Consider the following 19,354-nt stretch of genomic DNA (forward strand, 5'->3'; position numbering starts at 1 on the left):
CGCCGGGACACGCGGCACGGTGCAGATGCCCACAAGCCGCATTCGTCCATACGACAGGTTCCGATGCTTTCGTTTTCCGCTCCCGCCACGCGGCGCTTGACCGCCGCCCGTGCATTCGCCGTCGCCGCGCTCTGCATGGTGCCGGTTTCGACCGCGCTGACCAACGTGTTCTGCGGGCTGTTCGCCGCCGCGCTCGTGATTTCCCCCGAATTCTGGCGCGACCTGCGCTCGTTCGTCGCCGACCCGGCTTCGCTCGCGGCGCTGCTGATCCTGGCCGCGCTGGCCGTGAGCGTCAGCTATACGGTCGCGCCGCATAACAAGGCGTGGAACTGGGTCGCGAAGTACGACAAGCTGCTGCTGCTGCCGTTCGCCGTGCTCGCGTTCCGTCATTCGAACTGGGCGCCGATCGTGCGGCGCTGCTGGTTCGGCACGCTGTGCGTGATCCTGCTGCTGTCGACGACCAATTATCTCGGGCTCACCGCGATCGGGCCGGCGCATGCGACCCAGCTGCCGCTGTCGCGCGCGTGGGTGTTCAAGAACCACATCGCGGCCGGCATGTTCGGCGCGCTGCTGTTCTACCAGGCGGCCGATCTCGCGCTGGCGGCCCGCACCGCGTTGTCGCGCGCGTCTTACGCGGGCATCGCCGCGTGGTCGCTCGTCAACGTGTTCGTGATGCTGCAGGGACGCACGGGGCAGGTCATCGCGCTGCTGCTGATCCTCGTCGTCGCGGTGCGTTTCGTGCTGTTGCTGCGCCGACAGTCCGCCCTGCGCGCAGGGCTTGCCGCCGGCACGCTCGTATTGGCGGGCGTCGCGCTCGTGGTTGCGGCATGCACGGTTCACAACGGCCGGCTGACGAAGGTCGTGACGGAAGTGCAGCAATACCGGCAGAGCGATGCGGCCACGTCGACCGGGCTGCGCCTCGAGTGGTACAAGAAGGGGCTCGAGCTGTATCGCCAGCGCCCCGTGATCGGCTACGGCGCGGGCGGCCTCGAATCCGAATTCGAGAAGCTCACGGCCGGCAAGACGGCCGCCGAAGGCCAGCTCACGTCGAACCCGCACAACGAATACCTGCTGATGGCCGTGCAGCTCGGTACGGTCGGCCTGCTGCTGTTCGTCAATCTGATCGTGCAGATCGCGCGCGGCAGCCGTGCGCTCGATCCGCGCTCGCGACACTTGCTGCTCGCATGGCTCGCGATCTTCGCGATCGGCAGTCTCGCGAATTCGCTGCTGCTGGATTTCGCCGAAGGGCACCTGATCGTGCTGCTGGCCGGCATCCTGCTCGGTTGCGGCGAACGCAGCGAAGCGCTGCCGCGCGAGACGTCGGCGATCCGGCGCAGCGTGTAGCGTACGCCGGCATACGTTCCGCTGCGCTGCCCGGCTGGATTCGGCGGCAGCGGCATCCGCCGTCGATGCGGGCGAGCCGCGCGGGCTCGCCGCGAAACAAGCCCCGTGCGAACGAAGAAAACGCGCGTTTGCCGCGCGTCAGTCGGACCCGGCGCGGTGCAGCCGCGACGTGTCGACGATGACGTCGGCCGGGCCCGGCGGATTCAGCCCGAGCATCTCGGCCGCCGCGGCCTTCACGCGCTGCGCCCCGAGATGAACGAGGCAGTCGCTGCGGCTGTCGACATGACGCTCGCAGCCTTCGTGCCGGCACGGCACGCAGTCGCCCTCCCCTTGCAGCAGCCACACGTTCCCGTGCCGGCCCGAGCCGCGCAGCGCCCACGGATTCTCGGTCGCGGGCCAGTGCTGCGGCCACGGCCCCCAGCGCACGGGGTCGGACGGCCCGAACAGCGCGATCGTGTCGGTGCCCGTCGCGGCCGCGACGTGCGTCGCGCCGGTGTCGGGCCCGATGAAGAGCCGCGCGCGCCGCACGAGCTCCGCGCTCTCGCCGAACGTCAGGCGGCCGACCAGGTTCAGCACGTCGCCGCCCGCCTCGGTCGCCACCTGCTCCGCATACTCGCGCTCGCGATCGGCCGGGCCGCCCGACAGCGCGACCGCGAAGCCCTGCTCGCGCAGCCAGCCGATCATGTCGACCCAGCCGTCGAGCCGCCATTGCTTGTAACGGAACATCGGATACGGATGCAGCACGACCAGCGGCTTGCCGGCGCGGATCGCGGGCGACTCGGCGAGCCACGCGTCGAAACGCGCGCGCCGCGCGGGATCGTCGCCGATGCCGGGCGCGACGACCTCGGACACCGGCTCGATGCCGATCACCGGCGCAAGCGCGAGCGTACTGACGACCGTATGCGCGGATTCATGGTGATTGATCGCGATCCCGTTCAGCATCATCCGCGTGAGCCACGTGACGCGGTTCGGGTCGACGAGGCCGACCCGCTTGCGGCCGGCGAACCAGCTGTAGAAGCGCGGCCGGTCGGAACTCAGCGCCGCGCAGGCGAGATCGTAGCGGCGCCACATCGACAGCGCGTCGCGCAGCCGCTCGCCGAACCCCGCGCGCTGCGCGACCACGATCACGCGCCGCACGTCCGGATTGTGCTCGAGCACGCCCTCGGTCCCGCGAAACACCAGCATGTCGATCTGCGCGTCCGGCCAGCGGGCCTTCAGCGACCGGACGAGTGGCGTCGTCAGCAACACGTCGCCGATACGGCGCGGCGCGGCAACGAGGATGGTTCTGGGCGGACGGGCGGAAGAAAACAGGGCCACGGCGATCGTCTAGCTGGCTGAACAAGGCTGGCAATGTACAGGATTTTGCAGCAGCCGGCGCGGCGTCGCGCACCGGCCGCGCGAGGCCGCCGCGATGCGGCCCCGCCAGCGGCGCGCCGCGCGGCACGCGGCACGCGGCCGCATGACGCGCACGGCGGTTGCGCGTTGCGCAACGACGCTACGAGGCGATCGGCGCGATCACGGGTGACGTGGCGGCGGCCGGCTGCGCGAGCGCGGCATCGGCCGCGGCTTCGTCGCGATGGTCGGCCGGCGGCAGCAGGTGGCGCACCGCGCGCTCGACCGCATCGACACCGATCGCGTCGACGGTCGGGCCCGCGCGCAGGATCACGTGCGGCACGCCGAGCGGATGCCAGCGCAGGTATTTCTCGGGACGGTCCTCGAAGAGGGCGGCCACCGGTACGCCGAGCGCCGACGCAATATGCACGGGCGCGCTGTCGGCCGAGACGATCGCATCGAGCAGGCTCGCGGCCGCCACCAGCTCGGCGACCGACGCAGGCGCGACATGCCGTGCATTCACGTCGCGCCACACATCGCCTTCGGCAGCGTGGCCGATGGCCGGATCGCGAAACACGATCACGTCGGCGACCGGTGCGAGGCGCTCGCCGAGGTCGCGCCAGCGGTCGGCGGGCCAGCGGCGCTCGACCGCCTTGTTCGACACGAACAGCCCGACGCGCGGCTTCGTGCGCGCGCCGAGCAGCCGATGCCACGTTTCCTGCAGCGTGCGATCGGGATGCACCGACAGCGCGAGCCGATCGAGATCGGCGCGACCGAGTTCGGGCACGAGCCGGAAGCCCGACAACGCTTCGTGGCACATCGGCCGCTGCGCGACATGCTCGGGCTTGCGGTCGTCGAATTCGGTCTCGGCATCGTGCCAGCGGCAGTCCTTCGCGCGAAGCTGGCGCGCGAACTGCATGCTGCTGCGATGCATGCCGCCGTTCGGCACGATCACGAGATCGAACCGCAAGCGGCGCAGACGACGCACCAGTCGCATCCGGTCGAAGAATGCGCGCATCCGCCCGGGACGGTCGTTGCGCTCGCACTGTCGGCTGTACACGTAGGTGTGGATCGTGTGCACGTCCGGGTTTCCGGCCAGCGCGGCCGCGTTGTAGCGGTTCGCGACCACATGCAGCTCCGCGTCCGGCCAACGTGCTTTCAGCGCGCCGAGAAACGCCGTCGTGCACAGCATGTCGCCCAGAAAATCAATCCGGATCACGAGGATCCGCTGCGTCGTCGGGTTCCCTTTGGCCATGGTCGTGTGGTGACAATCAGTTTTTATCGTCGGGACGGGCCGTTCCCCGGCATCCTGGTCCGCTGGCCTGCCCCGCCGCGCGCTATCGCACGCCGCACGGATCCGCCCCTGTTTACGTGTGCTGTCGGCGCCGCTCGCCGTGCGAACCCGCGGCAGGCGCGGCGTTCGGACGGTTAGCGCGGGATTGTATAGCGTCCGGATGGCCAGCCCAAGACCCCGACACCCTCCGCACGTAAAAACGGCCCGCCGCACCGCACGATGGCGATGCGACGGGCCGCCTCTGCGCGACCGCCGCCGAAGCAGCGCGCGCTCAGTACGTGATTTCGACGACGCTGCCGTCGAACGCCGCGCGCAGCTCCGCCAGCAGCACGTCGCTCGGCTTCACGCGCCACGCATCGCCCAGGCGCATTTCGCCTTGTGCCCGCGCGTTGCTGTAGTGGATCTGGACCGCGAGCCCGTTCGGCAGCGGCGCCTGCAGGCGCCGACCGCCATCGCGGCCGCCGCCGCGCGGCGCGGGCGCGTCGACCACGTTCGCCGCGGCCGGATCGTCCTTCGACACGTGCGGCTCGAGCACGCGGCGCAGGGCCAGCGCATCGGCATTGCCGTTCATCGTCAGCCGCACGGCCTGCGCATAGCGGCTGCGGGCACGTTCGAGATCCATCACGGTGTCGGCGGTAAAGCGAATGCCGCCGGTAAACGCGTCGTTGCGCGCCTGCCCCTGCACGATCAGCAGTTCGTCTTCCTTGAACAGCGCCTTGTTCGCCTCGAACTGTTCGTTGAAGATCGTGATCTCGCACTGGCCCGAGCCGTCGTCGAGCAGCGCGATCAGCATCTTGCCGCGCTGGGTCATCTGCGTGCGCAGCGACGCGATGATGCCGGCGACGAGCTTGTCGCGCCCTTCCTTCAAGTCGCCGACCTTCTGCCGCACGAAGCGGCGCACTTCGGTGCGATACGCGTCGAACAAGTGGCCGGACAGGTAGAAACCGAGCGCGGCCTTTTCTTCCTGCAGGCGGCGCTTGTCGTCCCACGCGGGTTCGTCGACGAGCGCGTGCGCATGCGGCGACTCGGCGCCCATGTCGAACAGGCCGGCCTGCATCGCGTTCGCTTCGGCCTGATCGGCCGCTTCCATCGCGAGCGGCACCGACGCGATCAATTGCGCACGGTTCGGGTTCAGCGAATCGAACGCGCCGGCGCGAATCAGCGCCTCGACCGTGCGGCGGTTGACGACGCGCCGGTCGATCCGTTCGCAGAAGTCGAACAGGTCGGTGAACGCCTGTTCCTCGCGCGCACGCAGGATTTCCTCGATCGCGTTCTGGCCGCTGCCCTTCACCGCGCCGAGCCCGTAGCGGATCGTGCGCGAGCGCGTGCCGTCGGCTTCCGCGACCGGCTCGAACCGGTAATGCGACTGGTTGATGTCCGGCGGCAGCACGGCGAGGTTGTTCACGACGCAGTCGTCGAACAGGATCTTCACCTTGTCGGTGTCGTCCATCGCGAGCGTCATGTTGGCCGCCATGAATTCGGCCGGATGGTGCGCCTTCAGCCACGCGGTGTAATACGCGAGCAGCGCGTACGCGGCCGCGTGCGACTTGTTGAAGCCGTAGCCCGCGAACTTCTCCATCAAGTCGAAGATTTCGTCGGACTTCTCGCGCGTGAGGCCGTTCTTCGCCGCGCCCTCGGCGAAGATCTCGCGATGCTTGGCCATCTCCTCGGGCTTCTTCTTGCCCATCGCGCGACGCAGCAGGTCGGCGCCGCCGAGCGAGTAGCCGCCGATGATCTGCGCCATCTGCATCACCTGCTCCTGGTAGACCATGATGCCGTAGGTCTCTTTCAGGACGGGTTCGACGCGCGGATCCGGATAGTCGACCTTCTCGCGCCCGTGCTTGCGCGCGCAGAAGCTCGGGATCAGGTCCATCGGGCCCGGACGGTACAACGACACGAGCGCGATGATGTCCTCGAAGCGGTCGGGCTGCGCATCCTTCAGCATGCCCTGCATCCCGCGGCTTTCCAGCTGGAACACCGCGACCGTGTTGGCCTTCTTCAGGATCTGGAACGACGCCGGATCGTCGAGCGGCACCTGCGCGAGCGACCAGTCGGCCTTCGACGGATCGAGGCGGCGAATGTAGCGCTCGGCCCAGTCGAGGATCGTCAGCGTCGTGAGACCCAGAAAGTCGAACTTCACGAGGCCGACGGCTTCGACGTCGTCCTTGTCGTACTGGCTGACCACGCCGCCGTCGTCGCCCTGCGTGTACAGCGGGCAGAAATCGGTCAGCTTGCCGGGCGCGATCAGCACGCCGCCCGCGTGCATCCCGACGTTACGCGTCAAGCCCTCGACGCGCTGCGCGAGATCGAGCAGCTGGTGGACTTCGTCCTCGTGGTCGTAGCGCTCCTGCAGCTGCGGCTCTTCCTTCATCGCGTCGGCGATCGTCACGTGCTTGCCGGGCTTGAACGGGATCAGCTTCGCGACGCCGTCGGTGAACATGTAGCCGAGGTCGAGCACGCGGCCGATGTCGCGCACGGCCGCCTTCGCGGCCATCGTGCCGAACGTGGCGATCTGCGACACGGCGTCCGCGCCGTATTTCTCCTTCACGTACTGGATCACGCGATCGCGGCCGTGCTGGCAGAAGTCGATGTCGAAGTCGGGCATCGACACGCGTTCCGGGTTCAGGAAGCGCTCGAACAGCAGGTTGTAGCGCAGCGGATCGAGGTCGGTAATGCCGAGCGCGTACGCGACCAGCGAGCCGGCGCCCGAGCCGCGGCCCGGCCCGACCGGCACGCCGTTGTTCTTCGCCCAGTTGATGAAGTCCGCGACGATCAGGAAGTAGCCGGGGAAGCCCATCTTCGTGATGGTCCCGCACTCGAATTCAAGGCGCTTGTAGTATGTGTCGCGCTGCGCGTCGCGCTCGGCTTCGACCGGATACAACTGCGCGAGACGGGCCTCGAGCCCTTCCTTCGACAGCTGGACCAGATAGTCGTCGAGCGACATGCCGTCCGGCGTCGGGAACAGCGGCAGCTTCGGCTTGCCGAGCTCGAGCTTCAGGTTGCAGCGCTTCGCGATCTCGACCGTGTTCGCCACCGCCGACGGCAGGTCGGCGAACAGCGCGGCCATGTCGGCCTGCGTGCGGAAATACTGGTCGGTCGTGAAACGCTTCTGGCGCCGCGGGTTCGCGAGGATGTCGCCTTCCGAGATGCACACGCGCGCCTCGTGCGCGGTGAAATCGTCGTCGGTCATGAACTGCGTCGGGTGCGTCGCGACGACCGGCAGCTTCAGCGACGCGGCGAGCGTCGCCGCCTGCTGGATGTACGCCTCGGCGCCCGGCTGGCCGTAACGCTGCAGCTCGATGTAGAAACCGCCCGGAAACACCCGCGCCCAGCGCTCGGCGTGACGGCGCGCGGCTTCTTCGTTGCCCGCGGCGAGCGCGATCCCGATATCGCCCTGTTGCGCGCCCGACAGCGCGAGCAGCCCTTGCGCGAGCTCGCCGTCGAGCCAGCTCGCGTCGAGCTCCGCGCGGCCGCGGTACTGGTTCGTGAGCCACGCCTTCGACAGCAGCTCGCAGAGATTCAGGTAACCGACCTTGTCCTTGACCAGCAGCAGCAGCCGCGACGGCTTGTCGCGGTCGTCCGGATTGGCAATCCAGACGTCGCAGCCGGCGATCGGCTTGATGCCCTTGCCGCGGGCTTCCTGGTAGAAACGGACGAGACCGAATGCGTTGCCGAGATCGGTGAGCGCGAGCGCGCCCTGACCGTCCGCGGCCGCCGCCTTGACGATGTCGTCAATGCGCACGATGCCGTCGGCGATCGAGAATTCGGAGTGAACGCGAAGATGGACGAAGCGAGGATCTGACATGGGCGCTATTGTAGCCGCCTCGCCGCGCGCGCTGCCCAAAAAATGCCCGCTTTGGCCGTTCGGCCGATGCACGCGGCGACGCGTCGCGCGGCTGGCCGTTCGGCCGGATACCGATGCCCGCGCCGTTTGCGGGATAATACGGTTTTTCGAATCAACGCCCCGGCTTCGCACCCTTTTTTGCGGGCCGCCGTGCGGCCGTTTTCCCGTCGGACCATCATGACCATCGTCAACCTCGCCGCCTACCACTTCGTCTCGCTCGACGCGAACGAGCAATGGCGCCCGCTCGTCACCGCCCGCTGCAACGAACTCGGCCTGCGCGGCACGATCCTGCTCGCACCGGAAGGCATCAACCTGTTCATCGCCGGCACGCGCGAAGCCACCGACGCGTTCATCGCATACATCCGCCACGATCCGCTGTTCGAAGGCAAGTTCGCGACGCTGCAGTTCAAGGAAAGCCTGTCCGACTCGCAGCCGTTCCGCCGCATGCTCGTGCGCCTGAAGCGCGAGATCATCACGATGAAGAAGCCCGCGATCAAGCCGGAACTCGGCCGCGCGCCGTTCGTCGACGCGCGCACGCTGAAGGCGTGGCTCGACCGCGGCCACGACGACACGGGCCGTCCGGTCGTGATGCTCGACACGCGCAATGCGTTCGAGGTCGACGTCGGCACGTTCGACAACGCGCTCGACTACCGGATCGACAAGTTCAGCGAATTCCCGGAAGTGATCGACGCGAACCGCGCCGACCTCGAAGGCAAGACGGTCGTGTCGTTCTGCACCGGCGGCATCCGCTGCGAGAAGGCCGCGATCCACATGAAGGAAATCGGCATCGACAACGTGTACCAGCTCGAAGGCGGGATCCTGAAGTACTTCGAGGAAGTCGGCGGCGCGCACTATCACGGCGACTGCTTCGTGTTCGATTACCGCACCGCGCTGAATCCGCAACTCCAGCCCACCGAGAACGTCACGTGCTTCGCGTGCCGCGCGGTCGTCACGCCGGAAGCGCAACGATCGCCGAGCTACGTGCCCGGCCAGTCGTGCCCTGCCTGCGCGCAGGCAGCCAGCGCCGCGTAACGCCGCGTCGCACCGCGCCCCGCCCCGCCGATGAAGCACCGCTATCGCGGCCGCTTCGCGCCATCGCCCACCGGCCCGCTGCACTTCGGCTCGCTGGTCGGCGCACTCGCGAGCTGGCTCGACGCACGCGCGCACGGCGGCGCCTGGCTCGTGCGCATCGAGGATCTCGACGGCCCGCGCACGGTGCCCGGTGCGGCGGACGACATCCTCGCGACGCTCGCGCATTTCGGCATGACGCCCGACGAACCGCCCGTCTGGCAGAGTACGCGTGATGCGGCCTACACGGCCGCCCTCGAGCGGCTCATCGCGGCCGGGCTCGTGTATCCGTGCGGCTGCACGCGCAAGGAAATCGCCGATTCGCTGCGCGCCGCCCATGAACGCCACACGACGCTCGCGTATCCGGGCACCTGCCGCACCGGCCTGCACGGCAAGCCCGCGCGCGCATGGCGGCTGCGCGTACCCGACGGCGATGCCGCACTCGTCGCGTTCGACGATCGCTGGCAGCACACGCAATCGCAGAACCTCGCGACCGAAGTCGGCGATTTCGTGCTGAAACGCGCGGACGGCCAATGGGCGTATCAGCTCGCGGTCGTCGTCGACGATGCCGCCGCCGGCATCACGCACGTCGTGCGCGGCGCCGACCTGCTCGATTCGACCGCGCGCCAGATCTACCTGCAGCACTGCCTCGGCATGCCCACGCCCGCATACCTGCACGTGCCCGTCGTCATCGATGCGAACGGCGAAAAGCTGAGCAAGCAGACGGGCGCGACGGCGCTCGAGCGCAACGATCCGCTGCCGGCGCTGCGGGCGGCCGCCGCGCATCTCGGTCTGGTGGACGATGGCGATCTACCCGGCCATACGATCGACGCGTTCTACGCGGCCGCGACCGATGCGTGGGCACGTCGCTTCGGGCCGCGCACCGATTGAACCGCGTGCACGGCGCCGCCCGCACCGACTATGTTCCAGCATCCATCCGCGGCGAATCCGCTCGCATGAAAGCGTGACGGAAGCCTGAGTGCCGCATCCGCTGCGACACCACAGCCTCGAAATATCCGCCGCCGCAGCCGGCAAGCAATCGCCGCCGCGCGCACGCCCCACCCTGATCGCGTCGCCCAATGAAAAACGGGCACATGCTCGTCGCATGCACCCGCTTGTCCGGCAGCGCTGACGCGCCGCCCCGTCCGGCTTACGCCGACGGCTTGCGCGGCATCCCGAACCCGCCGAGCAGCGCGGCGACCTGGCGCTTCGGCCCTTTCTTCTCCGGCTGCTGCGCGGGCTGCGCATCGTCCGGCTGCTTCGCCGACGCCGACGGCTCGTACGGTTTCAGGAAGAAATCGTCGATCGGCGCTTCGTGGCGGCGATGATGGCCGCCGCGCTCGGCGCTGCCCGACCGGCGACCCGATGCACCGCGATGCTCGTCGCGATCGCGACGACCGCCGCGCTCGCCACCGCGCTCGCTGTTGCGTTCGCCGCCCCGCTCGCCGCCGCGTTCGTCGTGACGCTGGCGCGACGGCTTGTCGAGCGTGAGCGTCTGCACGTCGAGCGGACGCTTGATCAGCTTCTCGATATCGGCGAGCTGCTTGCGCTCGTTCGGGCTGCACAGCGACAGCGCGTCGCCCGTCGCGCCCGCGCGGCCGGTACGGCCGATCCGGTGCACGTAGTCTTCCGCGCTGAACGGCAGGTCGAAGTTGATCACGGCCGGCAGCTCGGCGATGTCGAGGCCGCGCGCGGCCACGTCGGTCGCGACCAGCGCCTCGATCTCGCCGCGCTTGAACGCGTCGAGCGCCTGCATCCGCTCGATCTGCGTCTTGTCGCCGTGAATCGCCGACGCGACCACGCCGTCGCGTTCGAGATTGCGCGCGAGACGGCTCGCGCCGATCTTGCTGTTGCAGAATACGATCACCTGCTTGAGGCCGCGATCGCGCAGCAACTGCACGACGGCCGCCTGCTTGTCGCCTTCGGCGACGTCGTAGACGATCTGCGTGACGTTCGCGTTCGTCGAGTTGCTGCGCGCGACCTCGATCGTCTGCGGGTTGCGCAGGTAGGTCGATGCGAGCTTCTTGATTTCGCCCGAGAACGTGGCCGAGAACAGCAGCGTCTGACGCTCCTTCGGCAGCAGGTTCAGGATGCGCTGCAGATCGGGCAGGAAGCCCATGTCGAGCATCCGGTCGGCTTCGTCGAGCACGAGGATCTGCACCTGGCCGAGGTTCGCCGTCTTCTGCTGCACGTGGTCGAGCAGGCGGCCCGGCGTCGCGATCAGGATCTCGACGCCGCGGCGCAGTTCGGCCGATTGCGGATTCATGTCGACGCCGCCGAACACCACCGCGCTGCGCAGCGGCGTGTGCTTCGCATACGCGTGCACGTTCGCGGCGACCTGGTCGGCGAGTTCGCGGGTCGGCGTGAGGATCAGCGCGCGCACCGGGTGGCGCGCCGGGGACGCGCTCGTGTTCGCTTGCGGCAGCAGGCGCTGGATGATCGGCAGCGAGAAGCTCGCGGTCTTGCCGGTGCCCGTTTGCGCGGCGCCCATGACGTCGCGGCCGGCAAGCACGACCGGAATGGCCTGCGCCTGGATCGGCGTCGGCGTCGTATAGCCCTGCTCGACAATGGCTTTCAGGATATCGGGGGCAAGGCCGAATTGATCGAAGGTTGCGTCGACGGGCTTGGCGACAGAATCGGACATGGTGGCGTTTCGCTCAAAAGGCGCGGCGGGGACATCGTGCGTCAGGCCGGCCGGGCCTGCGCTCATCACAATTCGGAAATAGACGGAGCCGCGGCGCGCCGCGCGGCGCCGCTCTGGTGCTTGGGACCGGTTCAATGCTAACGCTGGACGCCAGGCCGTGCGGACTCCGTTCGGCGCGAATGCCGGCGGAAAGGGCCGTATTGTAGCACCGTGCGGGAATCTGTCCGTGACAACGCCGCGAATGGTCGCGACGGCGGTTCATGCGGCGAGTGTGCCGGGGCTCGCGGGGGCGAGCAGCCGGCCGATCGGGGTAACCGTATCGGCCGGTGAACTCTATTAGGGGTTCGATCGCGCAATCTCGCCTCAGCATGCCCGCCGCCAGCCGCGCGTATCGGGCCTTCAACCCGACGCAGCCGGTCGACCCGGCCGTATAGGCGCCGCGCGCACCGCTCAGCCCTTCTTCTTTTTCTTCTCGACCTGCACGCAGTCGGCCAGCAGCGGCGGCGATTTCGGGTCGGCGATCTCGTCGCGCAGCGTCGCTTCCTTGCCCTTCGTCCACCACGTATAACGGCCGGCCTGATAGCGCGCGCCCGACCCCGACACCGTGTCGACGAACAGCATCTGCTTGCCGTCGACCGGCACGAGCGCGAAGCTCTGGCCGTTGCCCGCGAGCCAGTACGACACGCGCACCGGCGCCTTGTGGTTCGCGCACTGGTAGACCGTGGGCTGGCGCGCGTCGGCGTCGATTTCTTCGACGGTCAGTTGCGCGGCATGCGCGCCGGAAACGGCGCTGCCGGCGAGCGCAAGCGCGGCGAGGGTTGGGCGAATCATGCAGGTCCTCTCACGAGACGGTGGAAACGCGCCGTCGAAGGGCGCGCGGTTATTGTTTATGAGGCCGGCGGGCAATCGCGCCGACTGCCGGAATCAGGGGTCGATCACGTCCGCGCACGCATCGGTCGGCGCCGCGGCGACATGGCCGACGAGCGGCACGATCTTGAGCCCGGCCGACGCCACCCGGCACGGCGCGGCCGCGAGGCCGCAGCCCGCGAGACTCGCGACGAGCGCCAGCACGGCGCCCAGCTTTCCGATACGCGACCACCTCGACGCCATCGTCGTCTCCTCGTTCCGTCAGCGCGCCGACACGGGCCGCACAGCCGCGGCCGCGCGCTTCGCGCGTTCGCGGGCTTCGTCGACGGTTGCGCCGGTCGCCAGCGCGACGCCCATGCGCCGCTTCGCAAAACTTTCCGGCTTGCCGAACAGGCGCAGGTCCGCGCCCGGCACCGCGAGCGCGTCGCGTACGCCTTCGAACGCGATCCCGCGCTCGTCGAGCCCGCCGTAGATCACCGCCGACGCAGCCGGCGTGCCGAGCGCCGGATCGAGCGGCAACCCGAGAATCGCCCGCGCATGCAGCTCGAATTCCGACTGGCGCTGCGACGCGAGCGTGACGAGGCCCGTATCGTGGGGCCGCGGGCTCACCTCGGAGAACCACACGTCGTCGCCGCGCACGAACAGCTCGACGCCGAACAACCCGCGCCCGCCGAGCGCCTCGGTCACCTTATGCGCGATTTCGCGCGATTTCTCGAGCGCCGCCGCGCTCATCGGCTGCGGCTGCCATGATTCGACGTAGTCGCCCGCCACTTGCACGTGGCCGACCGGCTCGCAGAAATAGGTGCGCGTGTCGAGCGTCGCCGGGTCGATCGCGCGCACGGTCAGCTGCGTGATCTCGTAGTCGAAATCGACGAAGCCCTCGACGATCACGCGGCCGTGGTTCACGCGCCCGCCCGCCATCGCGTAGTCCCACGCGGCTTTCACGTCGGCGTCGGTCTTCACGACCGACTGCCCCTTGCCCGACGACGACATCACGGGCTTCACGACGCACGGCATGCCGATCTTCGCGACGGCCGCGCGGAAGGCGTCGAACGAATCGGCGAACGCGTACGGGGAAGTCGGCAGGCCGAGTTCCTCGGCCGCGAGCCGGCGGATCCCTTCGCGATTCATCGTGAGCTGCGTCGCGCGCGCGGTCGGGATCACCTCGGCGAGGCCGGCCGCCTCGATCGCCGCGAGCGCGTCGGTGGCGATCGCCTCGATCTCGGGAACGATCAGGTGCGGGCGCTCGGCCTCGACGACGGCCCGCAGCGCGGCCGAATCGGTCATGTCGATCACGTGCGCGCGATGCGCGACCTGATGGCCCGGCGCATCCGGATAGCGATCGACCGCGATGACTTCGACGCCGAGACGCTGCAACGCGATGATGACTTCCTTGCCGAGCTCGCCCGCGCCGAGCAGCATGACGCGCGTGGCCGAGGGTGAAAGCGGCGTACCGAGCCGCTGACCGATCTGCATGTGATTTCCCGCTGGTTCTGTTGGAGGACGAAAACGGCTTCGATGTTAACACGGGCATCGGCGCCGGTTTGGGCGGTTTGGCCGCAATCGCGCGTGATCGCGCGAGGCCCGTGGGCGGCCCGCGAACGTTTTCGCGCGCGAAGTGTCGGCTCGCCTGTCGCGGGGCGGGTGCGTTACTCTTACGCCTTGATCAGAATCCGAAGAGGAACGAGGCTCATGTCCCACCTGTCCGCCGCCGCACGCGCACGCACCGGCCTGCTTCGCCCGTTGCGCGCGCCGCTCTGCGCGTTGACGCTTGCCACGCTTCTCGCCGCCTGCGCGATGCCCACCCATCCCGATTCCGCCGCCCCCGCACCCGACCCGTACAACCCGGCCGCCGTCCAGCTGCTCGACGACACGAGCTGGGAACTCACCAGTTGGGTGAACGCCGACGGCACGCAACGCGCGATCCCGCACGGCGACAACGGCGAGCCGATCAAGCTCGCGCTGTCGACCGACTCGGGCATCCGGCGCGCGAGCGGGTTCTCGGGCTGCAACCGCTACATGGGCACCTACGCGATCAAGAACGGCCTGCTGAGCTTCGGCCCGCTCGCCGGCACGCGGATGGCCTGCCCGAACACGCTCGGCGGCCAGCTCGAAGCCGCGTACCTCGACGCGCTCGCCCACATCGAGAAGACCGGCGTGCAGATGCGCGCGCCCCAGCAATTGCAGATCGTGACCCAGGCCGGCGCAACGCTGACGTTCACGCACCGGAGCCCCTGATGCACGGCGCGCGCGAAGGCCGACCGACCGCCTTCGCGTGGCGCGCCACGCGCATGTGCCATCCACGTGCGTCGTGCGGCGTGAATCGGAATCACGCCGCGTTAGAGTCTTGTTCGCCGGCCGGTTAAACTCGGCGGGTCGCGCCCCGCGCGCCCCTCCCCACTCCTGTTTCAAAGCATGCACACGGTTGTCTTCGGCTGGTTCGGCATCTCCGCCGTCTGGTTCCTCCTTCTCTTCTGGCGTCTCGTGCAGGCGATGCTGCCCGGCGGCGGCGGGCTTGCCGGCCGCGGCTCGATCCGCCTGTGGCTCGGCTTCGTCGCGGTATTCGTCGCCAGTTGCACGCTGACGAGCCCGCTGTCGGGCCCCGACACGAACGCGCTCGGCCATGCGTTCTCGGCCGGCTTCGCCCACGTGCTCGGCCCGATCGGCACGCCTGTCGCGATGGTCGTGCTGTTCTTCGCCGGCTTGCCCTGGCTGTCCGGCATCGGCTGGCGGCAGTTCGCCGCGTGGGTCGACACGTCGTTCGGCGTCAAGCTGTCGCGCGACGGCGGCGACGACGACGCGCGCGGAATCGCCGACCTGCCGCGCAGCGCGCTGCATCGCGACGACGACGTCGTACAGCCGACCACCGCACACACCGTCAATTCGATGGCGCCACGCCAGAATGGCCGGTATTCGCGTCCGACCGTGTGGAAACCCGATCCGCAGGCGCGACCGAAGCCGCGCGGCAAGACACCGCCGCGCCCGCTTGCGGAGCCCGTCGCGCCGTCGGGCTGGCTGAAGCCGGCCACGCCGCAGCGCACGCCGGCGGCGCCCGCGCCGATTCCGGCCAGTGCGATGCCGCCGCCGACCACCGGCAGCACCGCCAGCCTCGCGCGCGCCGCGGCGAACGCGCAAATGCCGCGCCCCGCGCCGGCTCCGCTTCCGGCCGGATTCGAACCCGTCCGGCCGCGTCCGACCGTCGCGCGGCCGGCCACCGCCGCGCTGACGCAGACGACGCCGCGCGCCACGGTCACGCCACGACCGGCTGCCACGCAGCCGCAGCGTCCGCCGGTGCGCCCGGTCGCGGGCACGACGGCAGCCGGCCTGTCGCCGGACGCGGCACGACGCCGCCCGGCGCCGCCCGCGCCGGCCCGCGCGCCGCTCTATGCGTGGAACGAGAAGCCGGCCGCGCCGATTACGCCCGCGCCGAGCGTTCACGACACGCTGCGCTCGATCGAGGCCAGCACCGCGCAATGGGCAACGCTGGGCGGCGCGCAGTCGGGCGATGCAACGCAAACGGCGACCGCAGCCGCTGCCGTGGCCGGTGGCGTAGCCGCGGCAGCAGGCGGCGTCGCCGCGCCGGCATCGGCGGCCGCGTCGAATACGTTCGCCTCCGCAGCGCAGGGCGTCGCAACCCGGGACGCCAATGTTTCGGCCGAACCCGCTGCCGCGCCCGCGTACGACGACGACGCACCGATCGTGCTCGACGCCTTCATGCCGGCGGCATCCGGCATCGCGCAGGCTCCGGTCGGCGATGGGCTCACTCCTGCCTTCGATAACGCCGAACCGCACGCACGGTCGAATACCGGCATCGACGAGGCCGCGGTCTCGCATCGTGCCGACGACGAGATCCCTCCGGTCGACGAAGCGCCGGCCGCGCCGGCATTCGGACGCGCCGCCGCACCGTCGAGCGACGCAGCCATCGATCTCGCGCCTTGGGAAGACGTCGTCAGCCCGCCGGTTTCTGTGCTCGACGTGTCGACCCAAAACCCGATCGCCGAGTCGCTGGCGCACACCGTGGGATCGGAATCCGCTCATTCGGCGTTCGCGCCGGCACGCGATGCAGTCGTTCGCGACGTCGGCACCAGCGAGCCGACCGGGTCCGTCGATATCGACGACCCGGCGCCTGCAATGGATCGCGCTGCACCGGCTTATTTGCGTCAAGGGGTTGCCGATGCACACGCCGACGTGAAACCGGCCGACAGCATCGCTCCGTTCGCGGCCCTTCCCTCTTCGTCGATGGCGGGAACGTCGGCGCGCGCGCTTTCGGAGACCACGTCGATTGCGGCAACATCCGCACCGGCCGGGTCGCGGATCGCACCGAACGCTGCGCAGCCGGTTGACGCGGACCCCGCCGCACCGCTGCCGGGCGTCGCTCAACGCGCGACGCCCGCTACATACTGGACGCCGTCGACGATGCAGCCGGCCGCGACACCGACGACCGTCGCCGCGGAATTGCCGAAATCGCCGACGGTTCAGCCGTTTGCCGCGGCATCGACGGCTTCGGCCGTCGCTACATCGTCGCAAGTCGGCACGGCGCCTGATTCGACCGCCTCCGCATCGAGCATCGCGCCCGTCGCCGCCGTTTCGCCGGTCGGCGTAACCGGCACCGCGTCCGCTTCGCTGTCGCAACCGGCCGCATCGGCGCCGCCCGTTACTTCGGCCGCATCGGCACCGCCTGCCGGTGTCGCGGGCATGACTTACGGCTCGCCTCCCCTCGCTTCGACGTCCGCATCGACCGATGCGCGCGCCGGGATGCCGTCGACGACCGGCACGCCCGGCTCGACGTTCGGTTCGACCGCACAAGCGCCCGCAACACCGGCGCCGGCCACCGCGACAGTCGCGACTTGCACGTCCGCGCCCATCGCTGCACCGTCTTCCGCGCCGGCATCGACGTTGTCCACCGACACGGCAACCACGTCGATCGGCCCGACGACCTTCACGACATCAAGCTCATCGGGCGCAGTCGCTCCGCAGCCGGCAATCGGCCTGCCCGTGTCGCCCGCCGCGTCGGCCACGGCGTCACCGTCCTCCGGTACGATCGCGCCGCCGACCACGACCGCCGCGACTTCGGCCTACCCGAGCGCAGCCGCGCCTGCCGCTGCGGCCGGATCGCCGACGGCCCTCGGTGCGGCCGCTGCGACGCAGGCTCCGTCGATCGCGGCCGTCCCTGCCGCAGTCGCAACCCGGCCGTTCACGACACCGCCCGCGCCTGCCGCCTCGTCGGCAAGCTGGCCCATGTCGCATGACGTGACCGCTGCACCGCCCACAGCAACCGTTCCCGGCGCGGCGCTCCCGGCCACGCCGGCAACCGTCATTTCCGCGCCGCCGCCCCTCGCGATCCCGCCGATCGGCGCACCGGCCACCGATGCGATCGAGCCGCCCGAACCGGCCCCGGCCGCGCCCCTCGCCCCTCAGCCGCGCCCGAACGCGTTCGAATTCCACGCACCGGCGTCGTTCAATGTCGAACTGCCGACGCTCGACCTGCTCGAGCCCGCGTCCGACGACGTCGAAACGATCACCGAGGAGCACCTCGCGCAAACCGCGCAGGTGATCGAACAGCGGCTGCAGGAATTCAAGGTGCCGGTGACGGTGGTCGGCGCGTCGGCCGGCCCCGTGATCACGCGCTTCGAGATCGAACCGGCGCTCGGCGTGCGCGGCAGCCAGATCGTCGGGCTGATGAAGGACCTGTCGCGCGGCCTCGGCCTCACGTCGATCCGCGTCGTCGAGACGATCCCCGGCAAGACCTGCATGGGCCTCGAACTGCCGAACGCGAAGCGCCAGATGATCCGCCTGTCGGAGATCCTCGAATCGCGCCAGTACCAGCATTCGCCGTCGCAACTGACGATCGCGATGGGCAAGGACATCACCGGCCACCCGGTCGTCACCGATCTCGCGAAGGCGCCGCACATGCTCGTGGCCGGCACGACGGGCTCGGGCAAGTCGGTGGCGATCAACGCGATGATCCTGTCGCTGCTGTACAAGGCGACGCCGGAAGACGTGCGGCTCATCATGATCGACCCGAAGATGCTGGAGCTGTCGGTCTACGAAGGCATCCCGCACCTGCTTGCGCCGGTCGTCACCGACATGAAGCTCGCGGCGAACGCGCTGAACTGGTGCGTCGGCGAAATGGAGAAGCGCTACCGGCTGATGTCGGCCGTCGGCGTGCGCAACCTCGCGGGCTTCAACCAGAAGATCCGCGACGCGCAAGCGAAGGAAAAGAAGATCGGCAACCCGTTCTCGCTGACGCCCGAGGATCCGGAGCCGCTGTCGACGCTGCCGCTGATCGTCGTCGTGATCGACGAGCTGGCCGACCTGATGATGGTCGCCGGCAAGAAGATCGAGGAGCTGATCGCCCGCCTCGCGCAGAAGGCGCGCGCGGCCGGCATCCACCTGATCCTCGCGACGCAGCGGCCGTCCGTCGACGTGATCACGGGCCTCATCAAGGCGAACATCCCGACGCGTGTCGCATTCCAGGTGTCGTCGAAGATCGACTCGCGCACGATCCTCGACCAGATGGGCGCCGAGTCGCTGCTCGGGATGGGCGACATGCTGTTCCTGCCGCCGGGCACCGGTTATCCGCAGCGCGTGCACGGCGCGTTCGTCGCCGACGAGGAAGTGCACCGGATCGTCGAATATCTGAAGCAGTTCGGCGAACCGCAGTACGAGGAAGGGATTCTCGACGGCCCGGCCGCCGACGGCGCGACCCAGGACCTGTTCGGCGATGCGCCGGATGCGGAAGCCGATCCGCTGTACGACGAAGCCGTCGCGTTCGTCGTGCGCACGCGGCGCGCGTCGATCTCGTCGGTGCAGCGGCAGTTGCGCATCGGCTACAACCGCGCGGCGCGGCTCGTCGAGCAGATGGAAGCCGCGGGCCTCGTGTCGGCGATGGGCATCAACGGCAGCCGCGAGGTGCTCGTGCCGGCCGCGGCCGACTGAGGCCGGCGGCCCGCCGGCCGCG

The 19,354-nt window shown here is 69.4% G+C and carries 12 protein-coding genes; 5 read left to right on the forward strand and 7 right to left on the reverse strand.

All coding sequences use genetic code 11. The annotated features are described in order from the left end of the window. Positions 1-63 precede the first annotated feature (63 nt). On the forward strand, positions 64-1,344 hold the full coding sequence (locus CFB89_RS11815; RefSeq protein ID WP_089468065.1) for an O-antigen ligase: 1,281 nt from the start codon (positions 64-66) through the stop codon (positions 1,342-1,344). 138 nt (positions 1,345-1,482) lie between these two features. Here CFB89_RS11815 and CFB89_RS11820 read toward each other — a convergent pair whose 3' ends face one another. The 3 genes from CFB89_RS11820 to dnaE form a co-directional block, all read right to left on the reverse strand. Next, positions 1,483-2,661, reverse strand: coding sequence for a glycosyltransferase family 9 protein (locus CFB89_RS11820; RefSeq protein ID WP_089468066.1), 1,179 nt, complete (start codon positions 2,659-2,661; stop codon positions 1,483-1,485). Between the two features lie 178 nt (positions 2,662-2,839). Further along, on the reverse strand, positions 2,840-3,931 hold the full coding sequence (locus CFB89_RS11825; protein ID WP_089468067.1) for a glycosyltransferase family 9 protein: 1,092 nt from the start codon (positions 3,929-3,931) through the stop codon (positions 2,840-2,842). A 310-nt stretch (positions 3,932-4,241) separates the two neighbouring features. Then, positions 4,242-7,775, reverse strand: a complete 3,534-nt coding sequence (gene dnaE, locus CFB89_RS11830; protein WP_089468068.1) for a DNA polymerase III subunit alpha — start codon at positions 7,773-7,775, stop codon at positions 4,242-4,244. Positions 7,776-7,991: 216 nt separating this feature from the next. Between dnaE and CFB89_RS11835 the strand changes: the two genes are divergently transcribed. Beyond that, positions 7,992-8,846 carry a sulfurtransferase gene (locus tag CFB89_RS11835; RefSeq protein WP_089468069.1) on the forward strand — a complete coding sequence of 285 codons (855 nt, stop codon included), beginning with the start codon at positions 7,992-7,994 and terminating at the stop codon, positions 8,844-8,846. A 30-nt stretch (positions 8,847-8,876) separates the two neighbouring features. After that, positions 8,877-9,773: a tRNA glutamyl-Q(34) synthetase GluQRS gene (gene gluQRS, locus CFB89_RS11840; RefSeq protein WP_089468070.1), complete on the forward strand. Its 897-nt coding sequence runs from the start codon at positions 8,877-8,879 to the stop codon at positions 9,771-9,773. Positions 9,774-10,032: 259 nt separating this feature from the next. Here the strand turns inward: gluQRS and CFB89_RS11845 are convergent, their stop codons facing one another. From CFB89_RS11845 to purT, 4 genes are all read right to left on the reverse strand, one after another. After that, positions 10,033-11,592 carry a DEAD/DEAH box helicase gene (locus tag CFB89_RS11845; RefSeq protein WP_089468071.1) on the reverse strand — a complete coding sequence of 520 codons (1,560 nt, stop codon included), beginning with the start codon at positions 11,590-11,592 and terminating at the stop codon, positions 10,033-10,035. Between the two features lie 384 nt (positions 11,593-11,976). Next, complete coding sequence (locus CFB89_RS11855; RefSeq protein ID WP_089468072.1) at positions 11,977-12,357, reverse strand: MliC family protein; 381 nt, start codon at positions 12,355-12,357, stop codon at positions 11,977-11,979. A gap of 93 nt (positions 12,358-12,450) precedes the next feature. Beyond that, positions 12,451-12,636, reverse strand: coding sequence for a DUF6726 family protein (locus CFB89_RS11860; protein ID WP_089468073.1), 186 nt, complete (start codon positions 12,634-12,636; stop codon positions 12,451-12,453). 18 nt (positions 12,637-12,654) lie between these two features. After that, on the reverse strand, positions 12,655-13,869 hold the full coding sequence (purT, locus tag CFB89_RS11865; protein WP_089468074.1) for a formate-dependent phosphoribosylglycinamide formyltransferase: 1,215 nt from the start codon (positions 13,867-13,869) through the stop codon (positions 12,655-12,657). Positions 13,870-14,085: 216 nt separating this feature from the next. On the opposite strand from purT, the gene CFB89_RS11870 reads away from it, so the two are divergent. Further along, positions 14,086-14,631, forward strand: a complete 546-nt coding sequence (locus tag CFB89_RS11870; protein ID WP_089468075.1) for an META domain-containing protein — start codon at positions 14,086-14,088, stop codon at positions 14,629-14,631. A 177-nt stretch (positions 14,632-14,808) separates the two neighbouring features. After that, positions 14,809-19,332: a DNA translocase FtsK gene (locus CFB89_RS35290; RefSeq protein WP_089468076.1), complete on the forward strand. Its 4,524-nt coding sequence runs from the start codon at positions 14,809-14,811 to the stop codon at positions 19,330-19,332. The last annotated feature ends 22 nt before the right edge of the window (positions 19,333-19,354 follow it).

Origin of the sequence: Burkholderia sp. AU16741, assembly GCF_002223345.1 — a bacterium.
Lineage (GTDB): Bacteria > Pseudomonadota > Gammaproteobacteria > Burkholderiales > Burkholderiaceae > Burkholderia > Burkholderia sola.